The sequence below is a fragment of the Rhodococcoides fascians A44A genome (genome assembly GCF_000760735.1).
Taxonomy (GTDB): Bacteria; Actinomycetota; Actinomycetes; order Mycobacteriales; family Mycobacteriaceae; genus Rhodococcoides; species Rhodococcoides fascians_E.
In genome coordinates this window covers 371,959-393,502 of the sequence record NZ_JMEX01000004.1, presented here as the reverse complement: position 1 = coordinate 393,502, position 21,544 = coordinate 371,959, and the positions used below count along the sequence as shown (strand labels likewise).

Genomic DNA, 21,544 nt, shown 5'->3' with positions numbered 1-21,544 from the left:
TCGTCAGGACACAAGGATTGCCCTCGCGTGGCCGCGTCACACCCAGCAGTCGAAGGTGGACGCGCCCGGGGGCCCGAGGAGACATACGTGGCCGATCAAGCCCCGCCGGAAGATGTACAGAATTCGAACACGGGAAGTGCAGAAGGTGGCGCCGAGGTAGCCCCGACGTTCCCGGACCGCCTGCGCGTGCACGCGCTGGCGAAGATCATCGGGGTGACCAGCAAGCAAGTGCTGGCCAAGCTCGGCGAACTCGGTATCGAGGCCCGCAGCGCACAGTCCAGCCTCGGCCGCGACGTCGCCCAGACGGTCCACGCCTCGTTCGCAGAGCCGGAAGCGGTGACGCCCGCTGCTGTGGAACCCGCTGCTGTGGAACCCGCTGCTGTGGAACCCGCTGCTGTGGAACCGGCTGCTGTAGCACCCGAGGCGGTAGAGGCGCAGGTCGCCGAGCCGGACGTCGCAGAGCCGGACGTCGCAGAGCCGGACGTCGCTGAGCCGGACGTCGCTGAGCCGGACGTCGCTGAGCCTCAGCCCGCGCAGACCTTGTTCTCGACCGACGTGCCCGCCGAGAGCGCTGCGGCCGACGCTGCTGCAACCGACACTGCGGCTCCGGTGGCACGTCCGACTTTCTCCGGACCTCTCTTCCTCCAGCCCGAGGCCGTAGCCGAACCTCCTCGTGCGCGGCGTCGGAGCAAGAAGGCAGCTGGCCCCGCGGCGGACTCGTCGGCAGCAGACGCGAACCCGAACGCAGCGGACACGCAGGCAGTGACCGCGACTGCAGACGCCTCGACCGAGGAGTCCGAGGGCACCCGCCCCCAGGCAACCGACTCGCCGGACAGCAAGCCCGCTTCCGCAGACGCAGGCATCGACGAAACGCCGTCCGACGCGACCTCCTCCGTGGACACCTCGTCGGAGGACGGTTCCGACGACGGGGATGCCGACGACGACAACTCTCAGCCGCGTCGCCGCCGTCGTGGACGCCGAGGTCGCGGCCGTGGACGTGGTGACCAGGCCGGCGACAGCAGCCCGGACGACTCCAGCTCGAACGACGCCGATGACCAGGGTGCCGGCGATCAGGGCGCCGACTCGGATGCCGATGACGTCGCGGCTCCGTCCGAGCCCTCGGGGTCGGACAGTGACACCGACAGCAGTGACTCGGAGGACGAATCCACCGAGGATGACACCGCCGAGGACTCGAAGCCGACCGGTGAACGGCGCTCGCGTCGGCGTAGCAGGTCACGTGGCGGCGCCAAGTCCGCCGACGACGCATCGGCCGAGTCGGGTGACGACGATGTGCAGGACAACGGCGACGCGTCGGCCGAGTCCGACTCCGACGATTCGGACGACGAGCAGGATGCAGCCGACGGTTCGAGCCGCCGCAGGCGTCGTCGCCGTCGTCGCCGCAGTTCCGGTGACGCGTCGTCGGACACTGCATCGTCCGAGGACGACCCGCCCAACACCGTCGTTCACGAGCGTGAGCCGCGCACCAAGTCCCGCAACAAGGACGAAGTTCAGGGCATCACCGGATCGACGCGGCTCGAAGCGAAGCGCCAGCGTCGACGCGACGGACGCGACGCCGGCCGTCGCCGTCCGCCGATCCTGACCGAATCCGAATTCCTGGCTCGTCGCGAATCCGTGGACCGCGTGATGGTGGTTCGCGAGAAGTCCTTCCCGGATCACGGCGACACCACACAGGTGGCCGTTCTCGAGGACGGCGTGCTGGTGGAGCACTTCGTCACCAGCAGTGCGTCGGCGTCGATGGTCGGCAACGTGTACCTCGGACGCGTCCAGAACGTGCTGCCGAGCATGGAAGCCGCGTTCATCGACATCGGCCGTGGCCGCAACGGTGTGCTCTACGCAGGCGAGGTCAACTGGGACGCCGCCGGTCTGGGAGGCAACTCCCGCAAGATCGAGCAGGCACTCAAGCCGGGCGATCAAGTCCTGGTGCAGGTCAGCAAGGACCCGGTGGGGCACAAGGGTGCCCGGCTCACGACGCAGCTGTCGCTGGCCGGTCGCTACCTCGTGTACGTGCCCGGCGGCAGCTCGACCGGCATCAGCCGCAAGCTTCCGGACACCGAACGCAAGCGTCTGAAGGAAATTCTCCGCGACATCGTCCCGTCCGAGGCAGGCGTCATCATCCGCACGGCTGCGGAGGGTGTCAGCGAGGAAGAGTTGGCCCGCGACGTGTCGCGGCTGCAGGCGCAGTGGGCATCCATCGAGGAAGCATCGGCGAAGGCCGAGTCCGGCAAGGGCAGCCAGCCGCAGACGCTCTACGAAGAGCCCGATCTGCTGGTGAAGGTCATCCGCGACTTGTTCAACGAGGACTTCGTCAAGCTCGTCATCGAAGGTGACAAGGCATGGTCGACAACGTCGACCTACATCGAAACCGTCGCCGCCGACATGCTGCCCAAGCTCGAGCGCCACGTCGCCGAACCAGGTCAGCCCGACGTGTTCGAGGCCCACCGAATCGACGAGCAGCTCGCGAAGGCACTCGATCGCAAGGTGTGGCTCCCGTCCGGCGGCACCCTGGTGATCGACCGCACCGAAGCGATGACCGTGGTGGACGTCAACACCGGCAAGTTCACCGGCGCGGGCGGAAACCTCGAAGAGACGGTCACCCGCAACAACCTCGAAGCAGCCGAGGAAGTCGTCCGGCAGATGCGCCTCCGTGACATCGGCGGCATGATCGTCGTCGACTTCATCGACATGGTGCTCGAACAGAACCGTGACCTCGTTCTGCGTCGACTGACCGAAGCTCTCGGTCGCGACCGAACACGCCATCAGGTGTCCGAGGTGACGTCGCTGGGTCTCGTCCAGATGACACGCAAGAAGCTCGGAACCGGTCTGGTCGAGGCTTTCTCGACGACCTGTGAGCACTGCCAGGGTCGCGGAATCATCGTGCATCCGTTCCCGGTGGAGGCCAAGCCCGACGACGGTGCACGCTCGGGCTCCTCACGAGGGGACTCCGGTTCGCAGCGCAAGCGTCGTGGACGCGACAAGTCCGACAACTCCGGTTCCAACGGCAACGCCGGTTCCAACGGCAACGGCACGGGGAATGGCCACTCCCACGGCTCCGATCACTCCGAACCCACGGCTGAGCCTGCCGTCAAGCGAGCCCATCCGGTCGCCCTGGCAATGGCAGCGCACCACGACGAAGTCGTCGCCGACGTCACACCCGCCGACGTGGTGGAACACGACGCATCGGCGTCGACGGAGAACAAGGTCATCGACGCCTCGGACGTCGCCGCCGTACAGGGCAACGACGACGCATCGGTATCGGACGTAGCGGTGTCGGACGTAGCGGTGTCGGACGTGGCGGTGTCGGACGCATCGGTGTCGGACGCAGGGGCTCTGCAGGAGTCCCAGTCGAACGGCACGGAAGCGGCACCCACCGGCTCGTCCCGTCGAGGTGGACGCGGTGCACGCCGAAAGGCGTCGCGTCCCACTGCATCGGCAGTAGTCGAAGACACAGGCGCAGCCGAAGCAGCAGAGTCGACCACGCACGTGGATGCCGAGACTCCGTCATCGGAAGCGGCAACGGATCGTCCCGCTGCCGAAGAGGCTGCGCCCGAACCTGCTGTCGCCGAGTCGGGTGCAGCGGACGAACCCGCAGCGTCCGAGGCTCCGGTCAAGGCCAAGCGCGGACGGCGAGTGGCTCGCAAGGCTGCAGCACCGACCGAGACCGGACCGGACGCGGGAGCAGTCTTCGTGATCTCGGCAACGTCGGACGGCACGGACGCTGCGGACGAGCCTGCGCCGGAACCGGTGACGACGCCTGCATTCGCCCAGGTGGATGCAGGGGACGTGCCGGAAGAACTGCCGGTGGCTCGGCCGCGGCGCCGCCGCAGTGCAGCACGACCGGCGGGTCCTCCCGTAGACGCATAGGGAACAGGGGACGGGCGGTTTGACCATGGCCGCCCGTCTGCCGTAACCTTGATAAGTCGCTCCCGGCGACACCGTTCTGCTGTGCCCTGGCTCCGTTCGCGGAAGGCAGGAGCGTTGATCGGGATAGATGCCGGGATGTTTGAAAGCAAGAACAAAGCAAGATCAGACCAGTCGTGTTGCCGTGGGCAGCGCGAGCAAGTTCGAAGAAGCAAGGGGTAGCCCTCCGATGGCAACGTACGCGATCGTCAAGACCGGCGGAAAGCAGTACAAGGTCGCTGTTGGTGACCTCGTCAAGGTCGAGAAGATCGAGGGAGCGCCCGGCACTGCTGTCTCGCTTGCTCCGGTCCTCGTCGTTGACGGTTCCGACCTGACCACAGATGCAGAGAAGCTGGCGAAGATCTCCGTCGCCGGCGAGATCGTCGAGCACACCAAGGGCCCGAAGATCCGCATCCACAAGTTCAAGAACAAGACCGGATACCACAAGCGTCAGGGACACAGGCAGAAGCTGACCGTCCTCAAGGTCACCGGTATCAAGTAACCAGTTCTTCTCAGCCGGTTTCTCACAGGGCACCGGCGATCTTCTTACCCGAGGAGGGTACGCAACATGGCACATAAGAAGGGTGCATCCAGCTCCCGTAACGGTCGCGACTCGAATGCACAGCGCCTCGGCGTCAAGCGTTTCGGTGGCCAGACGGTCAGCGCAGGCGAGATCCTGGTTCGTCAGCGCGGCACGCACTTCCACCCCGGTGTCGGAGTCGGCCGTGGTGGCGACGACACACTGTTCGCACTGTCCGCAGGTGCCGTCGAGTTCGGCGCCAAGCGTGGACGCAAGACCGTGAACATCGTTCCGGTCGCAGTCGAGGCCTAGTCTCCGCTGCACCATCCGCGCCCGGGGATCGCACGCGATCCGCACGGCGCACTCCACGATCTACGACGAGGGCGGACCAGGGTCTAAGACACCCGGTCCGCCCTTATCGCGTTCGTGGGGCACAGACATTCGGTCACCTGACCGAGGAAGGATCGAAGGCAGCCATGTCACGATTCATAGACCGCGTGGTGCTGCACGTCAGCGCCGGTAAAGGCGGCAACGGCTGCGCTTCGGTTCATCGCGAGAAGTTCAAACCGCTCGGCGGACCCGACGGCGGCAACGGTGGACGCGGCGGCGGAGTTATCTTCGTCGTGGACAGCAGTGTGCACACGCTGCTCGACTTCCACTTCCACTCGCACGCCAAGGCCAGCAACGGAACCCAGGGCATGGGTGGCAACCGAGAGGGCGCCAACGGCGAGGATCTGATTCTGAAGGTGCCCGACGGTACCGTCGTCCTGGACAAGGACGGCCGCATTCTCGCGGACATGATCGGTGAGGGCACTCGATTCGACGCTGCGCCCGGCGGCCGGGGCGGACTCGGCAACGCAGCGCTGTCGTCCAAAGCCCGTAAGGCTCCCGGCTTCGCCCTCCTCGGTGAGGAAGGCGTCGAGCGCGACCTGGTGCTCGAGCTCAAATCCGTCGCGGACATCGGACTCGTCGGCTTTCCGTCCGCCGGTAAATCATCTCTCGTGTCGGTGCTGTCGGCCGCCAAGCCGAAGATCGCGGACTACCCGTTCACGACACTCGTGCCGAACCTGGGTGTCGTGTCCAGCGGTGACACGACCTACACCGTCGCCGACGTTCCTGGTCTGATTCCCGGAGCCAGCCAGGGCAAGGGGCTCGGTCTCGACTTCCTCCGGCACCTGGAGCGGACAGCGGTGCTCGCTCACGTGGTCGACTGCGCGACACTGGATCCCGGTCGCGATCCGGTCTCGGACGTCGACGCGCTGGAAGCCGAACTCGCTGCCTACAAGCCTGCGCTGCTCGGTGATGCGAGCCTGGGTGACCTGGCCGACCGTCCCCGCATCGTCGTGCTCAACAAGGCCGACATCCCGGAGGCTGCCGAGCTCGCCGAGATGGTGACCCCCGAGTTCGAGGCGCGCGGTTGGCCGGTGTTCACGATCTCGGCTGTGAGCCGAGAAGGATTGAAGCCCTTGATCTTCGCTCTGGCGAAGATGGTCGAGGAGTACCGGGTGGCGCACCCGCCTGCAGAGCCTCGTCGTGCAGTGATCCGTCCGGTGGCACGCAACGAGGACGGCTTCGAGGTCGTCAAGGATCCCGACGTGCCCGGCGGTTTCCTGGTGCTCGGTACACGACCCGAACGGTGGGTCGCGCAGACACAGTTCAGCAACGACGAGGCCGTGGGCTACCTCGCCGACAGGTTGGCACGTCTCGGCGTCGAGGACGCGTTGATCAAACTCGGAGCGGAGCCGGGCGCATCGGTCACCATCGGTGACGTCACGTTCGACTGGGAACCGCAGACTTCCGCCGGCGTCGACATCGTCCGCACCGGACGTGGCACCGACGCACGGCTCGATCAGGTCGAGCGCATCAGCGCGGACGAACGTAAGCACGCTCGTCGAGTCCGGCGTGGGCTCGACCCCGAAGAGTGAGGGAACGTGAGCGCTGAATCCGATTCTGCGTCAAGGGTATCGGCGACGAGAAGCACCATCGCGGGCGCCAAGCGCATCGTCGTCAAGATCGGATCCTCGGCGCTGACGTCCCTGGTCGGCGGCCTCGACGTCACGCGTCTCGATGCGTTGGCGGAAGCCGTCGAGACTCGTATGCGTGCCGGGACCGACGTGATCGTCGTGTCGTCCGGTGCCATCGGCGCCGGAATTGCGCCGCTCGGATTGACCAAGCGGCCACGAGACCTCGCGACCAAACAGGCTGCGGCCAGTGTCGGCCAGCTCGCGTTGGCGCATGCGTGGGGCACGTCGTTCGGACGTTTCGGTCGTACCGTCGGGCAGGTACTGCTGACGGCCGAGGACATCGCCAGACGCACCAATCACCGAAACGCGCAACGTACGTTGGACCGGTTGCGCTCGCTCGGAGCGGTCGCCGTGGTGAACGAGAACGACACGGTCGCCACCGCCGAGATCCGATTCGGTGACAACGATCGGCTGGCAGCCCTCGTCGCGCACCTGTCGGGAGCAGACGCACTGGTTCTGCTGTCCGACGTCGACGGTCTGTACGACGGCGACCCGCGCAAGGGCGACGCGACGCTCATCCCCGAGGTCGACAGCCCGGAAGACCTGGACGGAGTGGTTGCAGGATCCGGAGGAGCACTCGGCACGGGCGGAATGGCCTCCAAATTGTCCGCTGCGCGACTCGCAGCCGATGCTGGTGTGCCGGTCCTGCTTGCCGCTGCGTCCGACGCGAACGACGCACTCACCGATGCGGGAGTCGGAACGGCCTTCGCTGCCCGGCCGATCCGACTGTCGTCACGGAAGTTCTGGGTCCGGCACGCCGCGGATGTCGACGGCGACCTGCACCTCGACGCGGGCGCCGTGCGTGCCGTCGTCGAACTCAGGCGCTCGCTGCTGTCCGCCGGCATCGTCGGTATCACCGGCAACTTCCACGGAGGCGACGTCGTTGCACTGCGCAATCCCGCTGGAGCCGTCGTCGCCAGGGGAGTAGTGGCGTACGACGCGTCAGAGTTGTCCGGCATGCTCGGGAAGTCGAGCTCCGACCTGGCTCCCGAACTCCAGCGGCCAGTGGTTCACGCCGACGACCTGGTGTCCGTGGAGCTGTAGCGGACTCGGGGATTCATTCGAGCGGTGAGGAGCGCCAGGGGCCGGTTGTGGTTGTGGTCAGTGCACTGGCGGCAGCGCGTCGAGCAGTCCGGTGAGAGTTTCCGAGCACCCGGCAGCGCTGACGATCGATGCGAATTCGTCGCCGCGGGTGGATCCACGGTTGACCACGACGATGGGGATGCCTGCTTTCGCGGCGCGGCGGACGAACCGCAGGCCCGACATCACCGTGAGAGACGACCCGAGTACGAGAAGTGCGTCCGCCGAGTCGACGAGGTCGAACGCTTCCGCGACTCGAGGCTTGGGGACACTCTCCCCGAAGTACACGATGTCCGGTTTCAGCACACCACCGCACGCCTCGCAGTCCACCATGCGGAAGTGGGCGGTGCTGGAGATGACAGCATCGGCGTCGGGGGCGATTTCCACGCCGTCGGCCGGCGCGACGCTGGCGAGAAAGCCGGGGTTTCGCGTTTCGAGGCGACGGGCCAGTGTGTACCTGGACACGAGCCGTCCGCAGTCGAGGCACGTCACGCGGGCGTAGACACCATGTAGGTCGATGACCCGTCGGCTGCCTGCCTTGGTGTGCAGCATGTCCACGTTCTGGGTGATGACGCCGGAAACGTTTCCGCGACGCTCCAGGGCCGCGAGAGCTCGGTGGCCGCGGTTGGGTTGCGCAGCGTCCATGTGTCGCCAGCCGACGTGGTTGCGTGCCCAGTAGTGACGGCGAAACTCGTCGTCGCCGACGAACTGCTGGAAGGTCATCGGGTTGCGCGGCGGAGAGTCCGGGCCCCGGTAATCGGGAATCCCGGAATCGGTGGACATACCTGCGCCCGACACGACGGCGACCCGCTTGCCGGTCAGCAGCTCGACGATGTCGTCGAGCCGGCTGGCAGAGGGGGCTGCGCGGACTGTCGTTGCCACGTTCTCCAGGTTAGCGCTCAGTATCCCTGCGTCGAGTCGATGCGCGCGGCAAGCGTCTCACCTGCGACGAAGCGCGCGACGTTGGATGCGACGTGGTCGGCGTAGGCAGCGTGACGTAGCGCGGTCGGGTTCGAGTCGTGCGGAGTGACGATCGCGTTCGGCAACGTCCACAGAGGATGGCCGTCGGGCAGCGGCTCGGGGTCGGTGACATCGAGGCCTGCGCCACCGATGGTCCGGGCAGTGAGGGCGTCGACCAGAGCATCGGTGTCCACGAGTGACCCACGTGCCACGTTGATCAGCCAGGAATGCTTCTGCAGCCGAGCCAGTTCCTGCGCGCCGACGAGGTGGCGGGTGGCCGGTGTCGCCGGTGCAGCGATCACGACGTGGTCGGTGCCGGGCCACACATCGGCCAGAGCGGTGACGGGCAACGTGCGCACTGCACCCGGCACGGGTCGGCCCGAGCGGTTCACCGCGACGACCTCCGCCCCGAGCGCGGTGAGCGGCGGGATCAACGCCCGGCCGATTCCGCCTGCTCCGAGGATCGTGACCGTCGACCCGCGCAGCGTGCCGACCTTGCTCAGAAATCGCTCCTGCTGCCAGGAGCGGGCTTCGAGGTGCTCGGGCAGAGCACGCACGCCCGCGAGCAGCAGTGCAAGAGCGTGTTCGGCGACGGTGGCAGCGTAGGCGCCCGCAGCGGAGGTGAACAGAACCGAAGAATGGGCGTCGAACACTCCGGCCTCGAACCACGCTTCGACACCCGCGGACGGCAGCTGCACCCACTCGACGGTCGACGGCAGAGCCGTCGGAAACCTCGACGGCCCCTCGGTCCAGACTAGGCCCGACGCGTCGGCCAGAGGCGCAACAACGGCTCCACCCCGCTCGATCGCAGAAACCGTGATGCGGTCCTCTTCAGGTCCGACGGCAACAGCATTCGAGCGGGGTGGAGTCATGAGAACAAACTTTATGCGGGAACTTCCACGAGCGGGTAGACACCGTTCTCGTCGTGGGTCTCGTTGCCGACTACCGGCGGGTTGAACACACACAACATGCGCATCTGGGTGCGCGGCTCGACGGTGTGGCGCTCGTTGCCGTTCAGCAGGTACATCGATCCCGGACCGAGTTCGTACGTCTCGCCGGTCTCGCGATCGGTCAACGTGCCTTCACCCTCGATGAGCCAGACGGCCTCGATGTGGTTGGCGTAGTGGAAGTTGTTCACCGTGCCGGCCTGAATGGTGGTCTCGTGGAACGAGAAACCGACCTTGTCGCCGCCCAGGACGATGCGCTTGCTGCGCCAGTTGCCGTCCTCGCTCGAGATGTCGCGATCGGTCCCGGTGATTTCCTCGGTGGTACGCACGATCATGTGTTGTCTCCCTTCGACGAATGTGCAGCTCGATGGTGTGCAGCAGGATCGGATCCTGCTGGATCAGGAGCACACCTTGGCAGTAGCACCTGCGATGATGTCCAGTCCGCGATCGAGTTCTTCGACGGTCGTGGTCAGCGGCGGAAGCAGCTTGACGACCTCGTCGGACGGACCTGCGGTCTCGACGAGCAGTCCTTCGTCGTAGCAGAGTGCAGCGACCTTGCCTGCCTTCTCCGGCTCGTCGAACACGAGCGCTTGGACCATGCCGCGACCGCGGGTGGACACCCCGTCGTACTTGGCGCACAGCTTGATGAAGTTGTCCTGGATGTGCTCGCCCTTGGCGAGAACTTCCTTCTCGAACTTGTCGTCGGACCAGTAAGTGTCGATGGCCGTCTTCGAGGTGACGAACGACGGGTTGAAACCACGGAAGGTGCCGTTGTGCTCACCCGGCGCCCACACGTCGAGCTCAGGCTTGAAGAGGGTGAGTGCCATGGGCATTCCGTAGCCGCCGATGGACTTCGACAGCGTGACGATGTCCGGGACGATGCCCGCCTCTTCGAAGGAGAAGAACTGGCCGGTGCGGCCGCACCCCATCTGGACGTCGTCGACGATCAGCAGGATCTCGCGGCGCGAGCACAGCTCGGCCAGTGCACGAAGCCATTCCGGACGAGCGACGTTGATGCCGCCTTCACCCTGGATGGTTTCGACGATGACTGCTGCCGGACGGTTGAATCCGCTGCCGGAGTCGTCGAGGACACGCTCGAACCACTGGAAGTCCTCGGTGACACCGCCGAAGTAGTTGTCGTACGGCATCGGGGTGGTGTGCACCAGCGGAATTCCGGCGCCGGCTCGCTTCATCGAGTTGCCGGTGACCGACAACGCGCCGAGTGTCATGCCGTGGAAAGCGTTGGTGAAGTTGATGATCGACTCACGTCCGGTCACCTTGCGGGCGAGCTTCAGAGCTGCCTCGACGGTGTTGGCGCCTGTGGGGCCGGGGAACTGAACCTTGTAGTCGAGTCCGCGCGGGTCAAGGATGTTCTTCTTGAACGACTCGAGGAACTCGCGCTTGGCGACGGTGGACATGTCCAGCCCGTGCGTGATGCCGTCACTCTGGATGTAATCCACCAGAGCGTCCTTGAGGATCTGGTTGTTGTGGCCGTAGTTCAGTGCGCCTGCGCCACCGAAGAAGTCGAGGTACTCGCGGCCGTTCTCGTCCACGAGGGTCGAGTTCTTCGCGGTCTTGAACACAGCGGGCCACTGACGGCTGTAGCTGCGGACCGCGGACTCGACTGTCTCGAAGACGTCGGGCTTCTCTGTGGTAACAATCTTTTCGGTCATGTTCTGCTTGTTCCTTTCGTTTGTGCGCACGGCGGCGGGGCCTACGGTGTAGAGCTCCTCGGCCTCGTGGCTATCAGGGAAATCATTGGGCGCGAACAGATCTGATTTTCCAATGTCGGTCCCTCGTGTTCGAGCGAGGGCCGTGAACAGTGCGATCGAGGCCTCGTTGTCGGGGCTGATCGTGGTTTCCAGGTGTGTGATGCCCTGGGGGGTGAGGCGATCGAGCAGTTCGTTCAACATACGACCGGCGAGACCTTTGCCTCGTTGATCGGCATCGACCGCAACCTGCCACACGAAAAACGTTGTGGGGGAGTCTTGCCGGATGTAGCCGGTGACGAAACCAACTGCTCTGCCGCCGACATCCGACACGACGGATGTTGCAGCAAAGTCCCTGCACCACAGGATGTACGAGTAGCTCGAGTTGAGATCGAGCACCCTCGAATCTCTTGCGATCTCCCAGAGCCGGACTCCGTCGGAAATCTTTGGACTACGAAACTTCACTGCGTCCGGCGCAGTGATTGAGGTCGCTCTCAGCTGTGCGGGCTTCATAGGAAATACAAACGTAACAAGGTAGCCATGGCATTTCATGTACCCCGGGAAATTGACCCTCTAAACCACCTTGCTTCCCCAGGTTAGAGGGTGATTGTGACGCTGGTCACAAATGTGTGATTCAGGGTAACGGCGAGCAGTTTCGGCTCCGATAACCTGCCGCCGATCCACAGTCTGGACTTAGTGTCCTCGGGGCGTCTACTTGGGGGTGGCAAGAGCGAACGGGAGCACGGCGTCCGCTCCGGCCCTACGCAGGGCGTCGGCGGCGCAGGTGAACGTCCATCCGGTGTCGGTCACGAGGTCGACCAGCAGTATCGGCCCGTCGACGCTGTCGAGGTCCGGGATGTCCCAGGAGTCCACGAGCCCCGCGACCCGAAAGGCCGAGTTGGAGGCCGTCACCACCGGATGATCTGGCCGTTGACCGAGAACTCCCAGGTCGGTGAGCCGGCCGATCCGTGCGAGCTCGCTCGCCACGGACCTGACGAGTACCGGGTGCGACGCGGATTCGAGGGCCAGGACAGCCGTCGGGCGGACCTTCCAATCCCACGATGCGAGGACCTTGATGCATCCATCGACCAACGACGACGGCGCTGCCTCGTCCGGACCGTCGAGGACGGAACGCAGGCGGTTTCCCCAGACGAGGTCGGTCAACCTTCCCAGGACGCGACCGGGTTCGTGCCCGTCGGTGATCTTTCCCGACAGTGAGACGCCGAGCTTCTTCATTCCGCTCGGCCACTGCTTGCGCGGGGGAAGGTCGAGTCCCGGGCGGTCCAACCTGCTGCGAGCCTGATCGACAGCAGCCTGTTCGACCTGTGCAGAGTAAGACTGGCCTGTGCAATTGTCGCATCGGCCACATCGGGACGGAGTGTCCGTCAGGTCCGGGTCGTCGAGTTGGCGCCGGAGGAAATCCATGCGACAGCCGTCGGTGCGTTGGTAGTCGACCATGGCCTGCTGTTCGGAGTCGCGAGCCTGTTCGAGCCGCTCGTAGCGCTCGGCGTCGTACGTCCACGGCTCGCCGGTCGCGATCCATCCACCACGAACACGCTGCACCGCGCCGTCGACGTCGAGGACCTTGAGGACCATCTCCAATCGACTGCGATTCAAGTCGACCAACGGTTCGAGGGCCGGTGTCGATTGAGGCTTCACCGGATCGAGAGTCTCGATCACCTGCCTGACGACGTGTTCCCGCGGAAACGCAACCGACGCGAAGTAACTCCAGATCTGCTTGTCCTCGTGACCGGGAAGCAGGATCACCTCGGCGCGATCGGTGCCGCGGCCTGCACGCCCGACCTGCTGGTAGTACGAGATAGGAGATGAAGGGGCGCCCATGTGCACGACGAAACCGAGGTCCGGTTTGTCGAATCCCATCCCGAGGGCCGAGGTCGCGATCAGAGCTTTGACGTCGTTGTTCAGCAGGTCGGTCTCGAGCGACTCGCGTTCCGTCGTGTCGGTCTGGCCGGTGTACGCGGCAACGGCGAGGCCCTGATCGGACAGCAACGCGGCGAGGTCCTTGGCTGCGGAGACCGTCAGGGTGTAGATGATCCCGGAACCGGGCAGTTGCGCGAGATGCGACGCGAGCCACGCCGCTCGCTCGGTCGAGTTCTCGATCTGCACGACCGACAGATGCAGTGATTCCCGTTCGAGGCCTCCGCGCAGCACGAGGGTGTCACCGCCGCCGACTCCCAACTGTGCGGCGACGTCCGACACCACTCTGTCGTTGGCGGTCGCGGTGGTGGCCAGAACCGGAATTCCTTCTCTCAGTTCGGAGATCAAGGTCCTGATGCGACGGTAGTCCGGCCGGAAATCATGACCCCAGTCCGACACGCAGTGGGCCTCGTCGACGACGACCAGGCCCGCGTCGCCGGCCAGCGACGGTAGAACCTGATCGCGGAAGTCCGGGTTGTTCAGGCGCTCCGGGCTGACCAGCAGAACGTCCAGTCTGCCCGCTGCGACGTCGGCGTGGATGTCTTCCCACTCGGTCATGTTTCCGGAGTTGATGGTCGCGGCCTTCACTCCCGCACGCTCCGCCGAGGCGACCTGGTTGCGCATCAGTGCCAGCAACGGCGAGACGATGACCGTCGGGCCGAGGCCTTGTTCCCGAAGCAACTTCGCTGCGATGAAGTACACCGCCGACTTTCCCCACCCGGTTCGCTGGACGACCAGTGCGCGGCGTCGACCGACCACGAGTGCCTCGATGGCGACCCACTGATCCTCGCGCAGGCTCGCACCGTCCCCCGCGAGCTCGCGGAGCAGGCGCTCGGCGTCGGCGCGCAGGTCTGTCGGCGTGTGCGATGCGGTTGTCATGGCACCATCGTGCCGCACCGGTGTGACAAGGAACGACCGGACGAGGGTCGATACTCTTCTGCAGAAGGTGGTACGAGGAGGCGACATGGGCGACGGCGGAGGCCGCGATTCCGGCGGGGATCCTGGAGAGCGCGAAACGACGTCGACGCGTCCGTTGCATTCGAGCATGTCGGCGCTGGCGTCGGTCTTCGTCGGCGGCGTCGTGGGAACACTCGCCCGTGTCGGTGTGGAGGAGGCGCTGCCGCACCGGCCTTCCGGGTGGCCGGTGGCAACCTTCGTGATCAACATCGTCGGAGCGTTCGTCCTCGGCCTCGTGCTGGAGAACTTGGCGAGGCGTGGACCGGATATCGGTGTGCGGCAACGAGTACGTCTGCTCGCGGGGACGGGGTTCTGCGGGGCGTTCACCACCTACAGCACGTTCGCGCTGGAAGCGGTGCTGCTGACTCGTGACGGACACTGGTCCACCGCATCGGCTTACGGGGCCGGGACCGTGGTCCTCGGCGGCGTCGCTGCCTGGGCGGGCATCGTCGCCGGAGCAGCCGGTCACCGCCGAAGGAGTGCTCGGTGATCGTCGTCCTCGTCGCTCTTGCGGGCGCACTCGGTGCGGTGACGCGGTTCGCCGTCGATTCGTGGTTCAGGAGTCGATTTCCGCGATCGGGGATTCCGTGGGCGATTGCGGCCATCAACGTCTCGGGTTCTCTCGTGCTCGGCCTTCTCGCGGGACTCGTTGTGTTGCAGGATGGTTCGACGGATCTTCAAGCTGTGATCGGAACCGGGTTCTGCGGCGGATACACCACGTTCAGCACCGCGAGTGTCGATACCGTCCGGCTCGTCCGATCCGGGAAGCACGCGAAGGCCATCGGCTACGCCGTCGGCACGCTCGTGCTGTCGGTTGCGGCGTGTGCCGCGGGATTCGGGCTCGCCGGGCTTGCCTGACGGCCCGTAGCCAGGCTCATTCCTGTCCGACGCCTCGAATGTCCGTGCGTGTTCCCGACGAGGAACCGGCGCCCCGTCGCGTGGCTGCGAAAGCGCCTGCCGCACAGGCCCACCGGATTGCGTCGTCGGGGCCTGAGGACCACTCGGCGGCGAGCGCCCCAGTGAACGCGTCGCCTGCTCCCGTGGTGTCGATCGCGTCGACCGTGGGCGAGCGGAAGTCCGATGCCGACTCGGGGCCGCGGTAGTGGGCGCCTCGCGCGCCGAGCGTGGTGACGACGTGCGGCACTCGGGAGACGACGTGGGCCAACTCCCGTGCCTCGGCTTCGTTGACGACGAGAACGTCGACGGCCTCGACGAGCTCGTCCGGCAGGTCCTGCGCAGGGGAGGGATTGAGTAGAACGAGAGTGCCGTGGTCGCGCGCGTGTGCAGCACCCTCGACGACGGTCTCCAGCGGGATCTCGAGTTGACACATGAGGATGTCGGCCCCCGCGATGGCGTCACGCTCGGCGTCGGACAGGGTGAGCAGTGACGAGTTGGCGCCCGCGACGACGACGATCGTGTTCTCGCCGTCACCGTCCACGGATATCGAGGCGACGCCGCTCGGTCCGTCGACGTGGCGGACCAGGGATATGTCGATGCCGGCCTCGGTCAGAGTGTCGATCAGATCCTGGCCGAACGCGTCGGAGCCGACGGCCCCGAGGAAGGTCGTGTCGGCACCCGAGCGTGCGGCCGCCAACGCCTGGTTTGCGCCCTTGCCTCCTTGCGAGGCTGCGAAGGTGGTGCCGAGCAGGGTCTCACCCGGCTGAGGCAGCCGCGGCGTGAACGTCGTGAGGTCCATGTTGATGCTGCCGAGGACGGCAACACGGGTCGTTGGCATGAGCCGACGATATCCGCGACGTCCGAAGCCCGACGAGGCAATTGGTTGCAGATTGTTGACAATCTGCAAATCCTGAACCACGATAGCTCGCATGACAGCTCCAGCTCGCACACACCTCAGCCCCGCACTCAAGCAGGCCACACCGGTTGTCGTCGACTACGCGTCGGGCAGCTGGATCTACGGAACCGACGGAAACAAGTACCTGGACTTCACCACCGGAATCGGCGTCACCAGTACCGGGCACTGCCATCCGAAGGTCGTCGAGGCCGCGCGGGAACAGGTCGGCAAGATCATTCACGCGCAGTACACGACCGTGATGCACAAGCCGCTCCTGGAATTGACCGAGAAACTGGGTGACGTGCTGCCCGCCGGACTGAACAGCGTCTTCTACGCCAACTCCGGCTCCGAAGCCGTCGAGGCGTCGATCCGCCTCGCACGAATGGCCACCGGGCGTCCCAACATCATCGCGTTCCACGGAGGGTTCCACGGCCGAACGGTCGCGGCGGCGTCGCTGACGACGGCGGGCACCAAGTTCCGTTCCGGTTTCTCGCCCATCATGGGAGGCGTGCACATCGCGCCGTTCCCGTACGCATTCCGCTACGGCTGGGACACCGAGACGGCCGTCGCGTTCGCTCTGAAGGAGCTCGACTACCTTCTGGCGACGGTGTCCAGCCCCGCCGACACTGCCGCGTTCATCATCGAACCTGTGCTCGGCGACGGTGGCTACCTGCCGACCCCGCCCGCCTTCCTCGAAGGACTGCGCGAGCGCGCGGATCGACACGACATCGTCCTGGTCTTCGACGAAGTTCAGGCAGGTGTCGGGCGCACCGGCAAGTTCTGGGGGCACGAGCACTCGGCTGCGCGCCCCGACATCGTCGTCACCGCGAAGGGACTCGCCTCGGGCTTCCCGATCTCGGCAATCGCTGCGTCCGAGGAACTCATGTCCAAGGCGTGGCCGGGTTCGCAGGGAGGGACATACGGCGGCAACGCCGTTGCCGCAGCCGCCGCAGTGGCCACACTCGACGTGGTGCGGGACGAGGGCCTCGTCGACAACGCAGCCGAGCAGGGCGCTGTTCTTCTCGATGGACTGAACGAGCTGAAGGGGCAGTACTCGGCCATCGGCGATGCTCGCGGCCTCGGTCTGATGCAAGCTCTCGAATTCGTCGACGAGAACGGAGCTCCCGACGCCGCGGCGGCAACCCGTGTGCAGCAGACCGCAATTTCCGAAGGTCTGCTGCTCCTCACCTGCGGGGGATTCGGAAACGTCGTCCGCATCATTCCCGCGCTCGTGGTCACCGACGACGAAGTCGCCGAAGGACTCGACGCGATCGCCCGGACCCTGAAGCGAGCATTGTGACCGTTCTCGATCCCGAACCCGAAGCCGCCGCGCGCGTGCTCGATGTTCTGCGGAGGACGGACATCGAGGTGGACGACTCACCTCGACGGCGTGCCGAGTACTCCTACGACGCCTCGAACTACCGCGTGCCACCTCTCGCTGTCGTGTTTCCGGCAACCGCGGACGAGGTCCGGACGGTGGTCCGAGCGTGCACGAATGCCTGCGTACCCATAGTCAGCCGGGGAGGCGGCACCTCCATGGCGGGCAACGCGATCGGCGCTGGAATCGTTCTGGATTTCTCCCGTCACATGAACCGGGTCGTGTCGATCGATCAGCAGGGGAAATCCGCTGTCGTCGAGCCGGGAATCGTCATCTCCGAACTCGCCGCCGCCGTGTCGGCGGAGACGGCAGGAGCGCTGACGTACGCACCCGATCCGTCGAGCAAGTCTCGTGCCACCGTCGGCGGCGCGGTGGGCAACGATGCCTGCGGCAACCACTCGGTGCGCTACGGACGGACGGCCGATCACACGATCGCCCTCGATGTCGTCACTTCGGACGGTCATCTTCTACGGGCCACACGGGACGGACTCGCCGCCGTGGATCCTTCCGATTCCCGGTCGGTCGAGGCCGCCACTCGGATCACTGCGGACCTGCGGTCGCTCGTCTCGGACCACATGGCGGATCTCCGTCTCGAGCTCGGTCTCATTCCGCGTCAGGTGTCGGGATTTCACCTGTCGACCCTGTTGCCCGAGAACGGATTCGACGTGGCGCGTGCGCTCGTGGGTAGCGAGGGCACCTGCGCGATCGTCGTCGCCGTGACGGTGTCTCTCGTGGAGGTACCTCCGGCTGCCCTGTTGCTCAGTCTGGGATACGAGGACGTCGTCGAAGCAGCCGAGGACGTCATGACGATTCTCGAATTCTCTCCCGCCGCGATCGAAGGCATCGACGAGAAGATCGTCGACACCATGCGGATGCGTCGCGGCGCGGACTCGGTGCGCGGCCTCCCGTCCGGCAACGCCTGGCTGTACGTCGACCTCGACGGCGATGACCCCACCGAGGTGGAGGACAAGGCCGAGCGTCTGCTCGAGCGACTCCGAGAACTGGGACGGTTGAAGGACGGTCGCGTCGTCGCCGACCCGTCCGAGCGGAAGTCGTTGTGGCGAGTGCGTGAGGACGGCGCTGGACTGTCGGCGCGACTGTCGGACGGCGCGAGCGGTATCACCGAATCCTGGCCCGGCTGGGAGGATTCGGCGGTGGCCCCGGAGAAACTCGCGGCGTATCTGGCCGACTTTCGCGACCTGCTGGCACACCACGGCTTGACCGGAGTGATGTACGGGCATTTCGGTGCCGGATGCATGCACGTGCGCATAACGTTCGACCAGCGGACGGACGAAGGCCGCGCGATCATGAACGCGTTCCTGCGGGATGCGGCAGCCCTCGTGGTCCGTCACGGCGGGTCGCTGTCCGGCGAACACGGTGACGGGCGCGCTCGTTCGGAGCTGCTGCCGGTGATGTACTCGACCACGATGCTGAGGGCGTTCGAGCGCTTCAAAGGCATCTGGGACCCTGCCGGACTGCTCAACCCGGGCAGTATCACCGACCCGGCGCCGATGATGAACGACCTTGCGCTGGCGAACATCCCGAAGCGGGAGTGGAAGACGACCTTCGATCTGCACCAGATCGGATCGGGCCCGGATCCTCGACCGGTCCCGCACCTCGACCCGTTCGTCCACGCCACACAGTCCTGTGTCGGAGTCGGCCGCTGTCGATCGAGCAGTGGCGGAGTGATGTGCCCCAGTTTCCGGGCGACCGGTGACGAGAAGGATTCCACCCGCGGGCGGGCACGAGTGCTGCAGGAGATGGTACGCAGCTCGAGAACCGTCGCCGAGGGATGGGCATCCACCGATGTCAAGGAGTCCCTCGATCTGTGCCTCTCCTGCAAGGCGTGCTCGTCCGACTGTCCGGTCGGCGTGGACATGGCGACCTACAAGGCGGAATTCCTCGACCATCACTACGCTGGCCGGGTGCGTCCGATGGCGCACTATTCGCTGGGATGGCTTCCGCGATGGCTGAAGGTGACCGCGCGGATCGCTCCGGCACTCAATGCCGTTCTGACGCCCAGAATCGGTGTGCTGGCAGCGAAACTCGGAGGACTGACGACCGAGCGCGCGCTTCCGCGATTCGCATCACGTGCAGAACTGAAGGCGCAGACGACCGACTCGGTCCAGGGCGGTGACGTCGTGCTGTTCGTCGACTCGTTCACGAAGGGATTTCGGCCGGAGATCGTCGGCGCTGCTGTTCGAGTCCTCGCCGACGCCGGCCGAACAGCCGAGTGCCGCAGCGACGTCTGCTGCGGGCTCACCTGGATCTCCACCGGGCAGCTTGCGACGGCCAGGAAGCACCTTGCTCGGACGGCGGACGCGCTCGACGACGGCACCGACCGTCCCATCGTCGTCACCGAACCGAGTTGCGCGGCGGCACTGAAGAAGGACCTACCGGAACTGGTGAACACCGACGCCGCACGACGCGTCGCAGCGCGCGTGCAGAGCTTCGCGGGCGCAGTGATCGACCAGGCGGCAGGCGGGTGGACGCCGACGGCGACGGTTCCGGACGCCGTGACCGTCCAGACGCACTGCCACGAATACGCCGTCTTCGGTGAAGCGACCCAACGGAAGGCGTTGGCCGCTGCAGGAATCGAGTCGATCGACGAAGCAACCGGATGCTGCGGCGTGGCAGGAAACTTCGGCTTCGAACCCGATCACTACGAGATGAGCATGAAGGTGTCCGAACAAGCCCTCGCTCCGGCCGTGCGTCGGGCGGGGGATCGACCGATCCTCACCGACGGTTTCAGCTGCCACATGCAGGTCCGCCAGCTCACCGACAACCACAGCGCCGGGGCCTCGACGCACCTCGCGCACATTCTCGATCCAGGCACCACCAGGAGGGACGTATGACCACATCACTGACCCGACCCGAGATCGATTCACCGACCCAGGTGTTCATCGGCGGCCACTGGCGCGACGCACACGGCGGAAAGACGTTCGACGTCGTCGATCCTGCGACAGGTGAGACCATCGCCACCGTCGCCGACGGCGGCGTCACCGATGCGGAGGCGGCCATGGCAGCCGCATCGGAAGCCCAGAAGTCGTGGGCGCAGACGGCTCCTCGTGAACGCAGCATCATCCTCCGTCGGGCTTTCGAGTTGATCGTCGAGCGCACCGAGGAACTCGCCGCGATCATCACCGCCGAGATGGGAAAGCCGCTGGCGGATGCGCGCGGTGAGGTCGCCTACGGCGCCGAGTTCTTTCGCTGGTTCTCGGAAGAAGCGGTGCGGATTTCAGGTGATCACACCCTGACCGGCGACGGGAAGAACCGCATCATCGTCACCCGCGAACCCGTCGGCCCGTGCATCCTGGTCACCCCGTGGAACTTTCCGCTCGCCATGGGTACGCGAAAGATCGGCCCAGCATTGGCCGCCGGGTGCACCGTGGTGTTCAAACCGGCCGAACAGACACCTCTGACCGCTCTGGCCCTGGCCGCAATTCTGGTCGAGGCGGGAGTGCCGGACGGAGTCGTCAACGTCGTACCGACGACCGACGCTGCGAGCGTCGTCGGTTCGTGGATGGCGAGCGGAGACGCGCGCAAGATCAGCTTCACCGGTTCGACCGAAGTAGGGAAGATTCTTCTGGCGCAGGCTGCACCGACGGTGATGCGTACGTCGATGGAACTCGGTGGCAATGCACCCTTCGTCGTCGCCGAGGGAGCCGACGTCGATCGGGCCGTGGACGGCGCGATGGTAGCGAAGATGCGCAACATGGGCGAGGCATGCACCGCGGCCAACCGGTTCTTCGTACATCGTTCCGTGGCAATCGAGTTCGCCGAGAAGCTGGGCGCGCGAATGGACGCACTGAACGTCGGCCCCGGCGACGGTGACGGAGTGGAGGTCGGGCCGCTCATCGACGAGGACGGCCGGGCCAAGGTGCAGCGCCTCGTCGACGACGCTCTGGAGCGAGGCGCCCGCGCAGTCGTCGGAGGTGCGCCGGACGACGGCCCGGGGTACTTCTACCCGCCGACGGTGCTCGATTCGGTGGATCCCGCATCGGATCTGATGTCGACCGAGATCTTCGGGCCGGTGGCCGCTGTGGTTCCGTACGACACCGAGGACGAGGTGATCGCGTTGGCCAACGACACCGAATGGGGACTCGTCGGATACGTGTTCACCCAGGACATCGATCGAGCGCTCCGGATGGGGGAGCGGCTGGAAGTAGGGATGGTCGGGTTGAACACGGGGCTCGTGTCCAACCCGGCGGCGCCGTTCGGCGGGGTCAAGCAATCGGGGTTGGGCCGCGAGGGCGGCAGGGTCGGTATCGACGAGTTCCTCGAGTACAAGTATTTTGCCATCCCGAGGTCCTAGCGGAGG

The 21,544-nt window shown here is 65.8% G+C and carries 16 protein-coding genes and 1 pseudogene; 10 read left to right on the top strand and 7 right to left on the bottom strand.

Going from position 1 to position 21,544, the window contains the following annotated elements; translation table 11 throughout:
- Positions 1–87 precede the first annotated feature (87 nt).
- From BH95_RS02835 to proB, 5 genes are all read left to right on the top strand, one after another.
- Positions 88–3,882 carry a translation initiation factor IF-2 N-terminal domain-containing protein gene (locus tag BH95_RS02835; RefSeq protein WP_037180903.1) on the top strand — a complete coding sequence of 1,265 codons (3,795 nt, stop codon included), beginning with the start codon at positions 88–90 and terminating at the stop codon, positions 3,880–3,882.
- A 226-nt stretch (positions 3,883–4,108) separates the two neighbouring features.
- Complete coding sequence (gene rplU / locus BH95_RS02830; RefSeq protein ID WP_019664723.1) at positions 4,109–4,420, top strand: 50S ribosomal protein L21; 312 nt, start codon at positions 4,109–4,111, stop codon at positions 4,418–4,420.
- A gap of 66 nt (positions 4,421–4,486) precedes the next feature.
- Positions 4,487–4,750 (top strand): 50S ribosomal protein L27, encoded by a 264-nt coding sequence (gene rpmA, locus BH95_RS02825; protein ID WP_019664722.1) that lies wholly within the window; start codon positions 4,487–4,489, stop codon positions 4,748–4,750.
- A 164-nt stretch (positions 4,751–4,914) separates the two neighbouring features.
- Positions 4,915–6,363, top strand: coding sequence for a GTPase ObgE (gene obgE, locus BH95_RS02820; RefSeq protein WP_033190439.1), 1,449 nt, complete (start codon positions 4,915–4,917; stop codon positions 6,361–6,363).
- A gap of 6 nt (positions 6,364–6,369) precedes the next feature.
- Entirely contained in the window at positions 6,370–7,506 is a 1,137-nt protein-coding gene (gene proB, locus BH95_RS02815) for a glutamate 5-kinase (protein WP_019664720.1), read from the top strand.
- 57 nt (positions 7,507–7,563) lie between these two features.
- On the opposite strand, the gene BH95_RS02810 is transcribed toward proB, so the two are convergent.
- The 6 genes and pseudogenes from BH95_RS02810 to BH95_RS02790 form a co-directional block, all read right to left on the bottom strand.
- Positions 7,564–8,424, bottom strand: a complete 861-nt coding sequence (locus BH95_RS02810; protein ID WP_019664719.1) for an NAD-dependent protein deacetylase — start codon at positions 8,422–8,424, stop codon at positions 7,564–7,566.
- Between the two features lie 17 nt (positions 8,425–8,441).
- Positions 8,442–9,374, bottom strand: coding sequence for a D-isomer specific 2-hydroxyacid dehydrogenase family protein (locus BH95_RS02805; protein ID WP_019664718.1), 933 nt, complete (start codon positions 9,372–9,374; stop codon positions 8,442–8,444).
- An 11-nt stretch (positions 9,375–9,385) separates the two neighbouring features.
- The gene (locus BH95_RS02800) at positions 9,386–9,784 is read right to left on the bottom strand and encodes an ectoine synthase (RefSeq protein WP_019664717.1); all 399 of its coding nucleotides are present in this window, start codon (positions 9,782–9,784) and stop codon (positions 9,386–9,388) included.
- 63 nt (positions 9,785–9,847) lie between these two features.
- Positions 9,848–11,122, bottom strand: coding sequence for a diaminobutyrate--2-oxoglutarate transaminase (gene ectB, locus BH95_RS02795; protein ID WP_230593924.1), 1,275 nt, complete (start codon positions 11,120–11,122; stop codon positions 9,848–9,850).
- Between the two features lie 48 nt (positions 11,123–11,170).
- Positions 11,171–11,671 (bottom strand): annotated as a pseudogene (gene ectA, locus BH95_RS29360) (diaminobutyrate acetyltransferase); the annotation flags it as partial.
- 198 nt (positions 11,672–11,869) lie between these two features.
- Positions 11,870–13,975, bottom strand: coding sequence for a RecQ family ATP-dependent DNA helicase (locus BH95_RS02790; RefSeq protein WP_026347730.1), 2,106 nt, complete (start codon positions 13,973–13,975; stop codon positions 11,870–11,872).
- Positions 13,976–14,060: 85 nt separating this feature from the next.
- Between BH95_RS02790 and BH95_RS02785 the strand changes: the two genes are divergently transcribed.
- Both BH95_RS02785 and crcB read left to right on the top strand, forming a co-directional pair.
- A complete protein-coding gene (locus tag BH95_RS02785) occupies positions 14,061–14,543 on the top strand; it encodes a fluoride efflux transporter FluC (RefSeq protein WP_033190442.1) in 483 nt (160 codons plus the stop codon).
- On the top strand, positions 14,540–14,911 hold the full coding sequence (gene crcB, locus BH95_RS02780) for a fluoride efflux transporter CrcB (RefSeq protein WP_033190443.1): 372 nt from the start codon (positions 14,540–14,542) through the stop codon (positions 14,909–14,911). The genes BH95_RS02785 and crcB overlap by 4 nt, the downstream gene beginning before the upstream one ends.
- Before the next feature lie 16 nt (positions 14,912–14,927).
- On the opposite strand, the gene BH95_RS02775 is transcribed toward crcB, so the two are convergent.
- Positions 14,928–15,788: a ribokinase gene (locus BH95_RS02775; protein ID WP_037181063.1), complete on the bottom strand. Its 861-nt coding sequence runs from the start codon at positions 15,786–15,788 to the stop codon at positions 14,928–14,930.
- Positions 15,789–15,879: 91 nt separating this feature from the next.
- On the opposite strand from BH95_RS02775, the gene BH95_RS02770 reads away from it, so the two are divergent.
- The 3 genes from BH95_RS02770 to BH95_RS02760 are packed head-to-tail and all read left to right on the top strand — an operon-like array spanning position 15,880 to position 21,538.
- Entirely contained in the window at positions 15,880–17,145 is a 1,266-nt protein-coding gene (locus BH95_RS02770; RefSeq protein WP_037180901.1) for an aspartate aminotransferase family protein, read from the top strand.
- On the top strand, positions 17,142–20,078 hold the full coding sequence (locus tag BH95_RS02765; protein ID WP_037158262.1) for an FAD-binding and (Fe-S)-binding domain-containing protein: 2,937 nt from the start codon (positions 17,142–17,144) through the stop codon (positions 20,076–20,078). The genes BH95_RS02770 and BH95_RS02765 overlap by 4 nt, the downstream gene beginning before the upstream one ends.
- Positions 20,075–21,538, top strand: a complete 1,464-nt coding sequence (locus BH95_RS02760) for an NAD-dependent succinate-semialdehyde dehydrogenase (RefSeq protein ID WP_019664709.1) — start codon at positions 20,075–20,077, stop codon at positions 21,536–21,538. The genes BH95_RS02765 and BH95_RS02760 overlap by 4 nt, the downstream gene beginning before the upstream one ends.
- The last annotated feature ends 6 nt before the right edge of the window (positions 21,539–21,544 follow it).

Excerpts from the sequence above, each read along its gene's own strand:
- BH95_RS02800 (WP_019664717.1), bottom strand. The coding sequence starts at position 9,784 with ATGATCGTGCGTACCACCGAGGAAATCACCGGGACCGATCGCGACATC.
- obgE (WP_033190439.1), top strand. The coding sequence starts at position 4,915 with ATGTCACGATTCATAGACCGCGTGGTGCTGCACGTCAGCGCCGGTAAA.
- BH95_RS02770 (WP_037180901.1), top strand. The coding sequence starts at position 15,880 with ATGACAGCTCCAGCTCGCACACACCTCAGCCCCGCACTCAAGCAGGCC.
- BH95_RS02785 (WP_033190442.1), top strand. The coding sequence starts at position 14,061 with ATGGGCGACGGCGGAGGCCGCGATTCCGGCGGGGATCCTGGAGAGCGC.
- ectB (WP_230593924.1), bottom strand. The coding sequence starts at position 11,122 with ATGACCGAAAAGATTGTTACCACAGAGAAGCCCGACGTCTTCGAGACA.
- BH95_RS02790 (WP_026347730.1), bottom strand. The coding sequence starts at position 13,975 with ATGACAACCGCATCGCACACGCCGACAGACCTGCGCGCCGACGCCGAG.
- BH95_RS02805 (WP_019664718.1), bottom strand. The coding sequence starts at position 9,374 with ATGACTCCACCCCGCTCGAATGCTGTTGCCGTCGGACCTGAAGAGGAC.
- rplU (WP_019664723.1), top strand. The coding sequence starts at position 4,109 with ATGGCAACGTACGCGATCGTCAAGACCGGCGGAAAGCAGTACAAGGTC.
- BH95_RS02775 (WP_037181063.1), bottom strand. The coding sequence starts at position 15,788 with ATGCCAACGACCCGTGTTGCCGTCCTCGGCAGCATCAACATGGACCTC.
- rpmA (WP_019664722.1), top strand. The coding sequence starts at position 4,487 with ATGGCACATAAGAAGGGTGCATCCAGCTCCCGTAACGGTCGCGACTCG.
- BH95_RS02760 (WP_019664709.1), top strand. The coding sequence starts at position 20,075 with ATGACCACATCACTGACCCGACCCGAGATCGATTCACCGACCCAGGTG.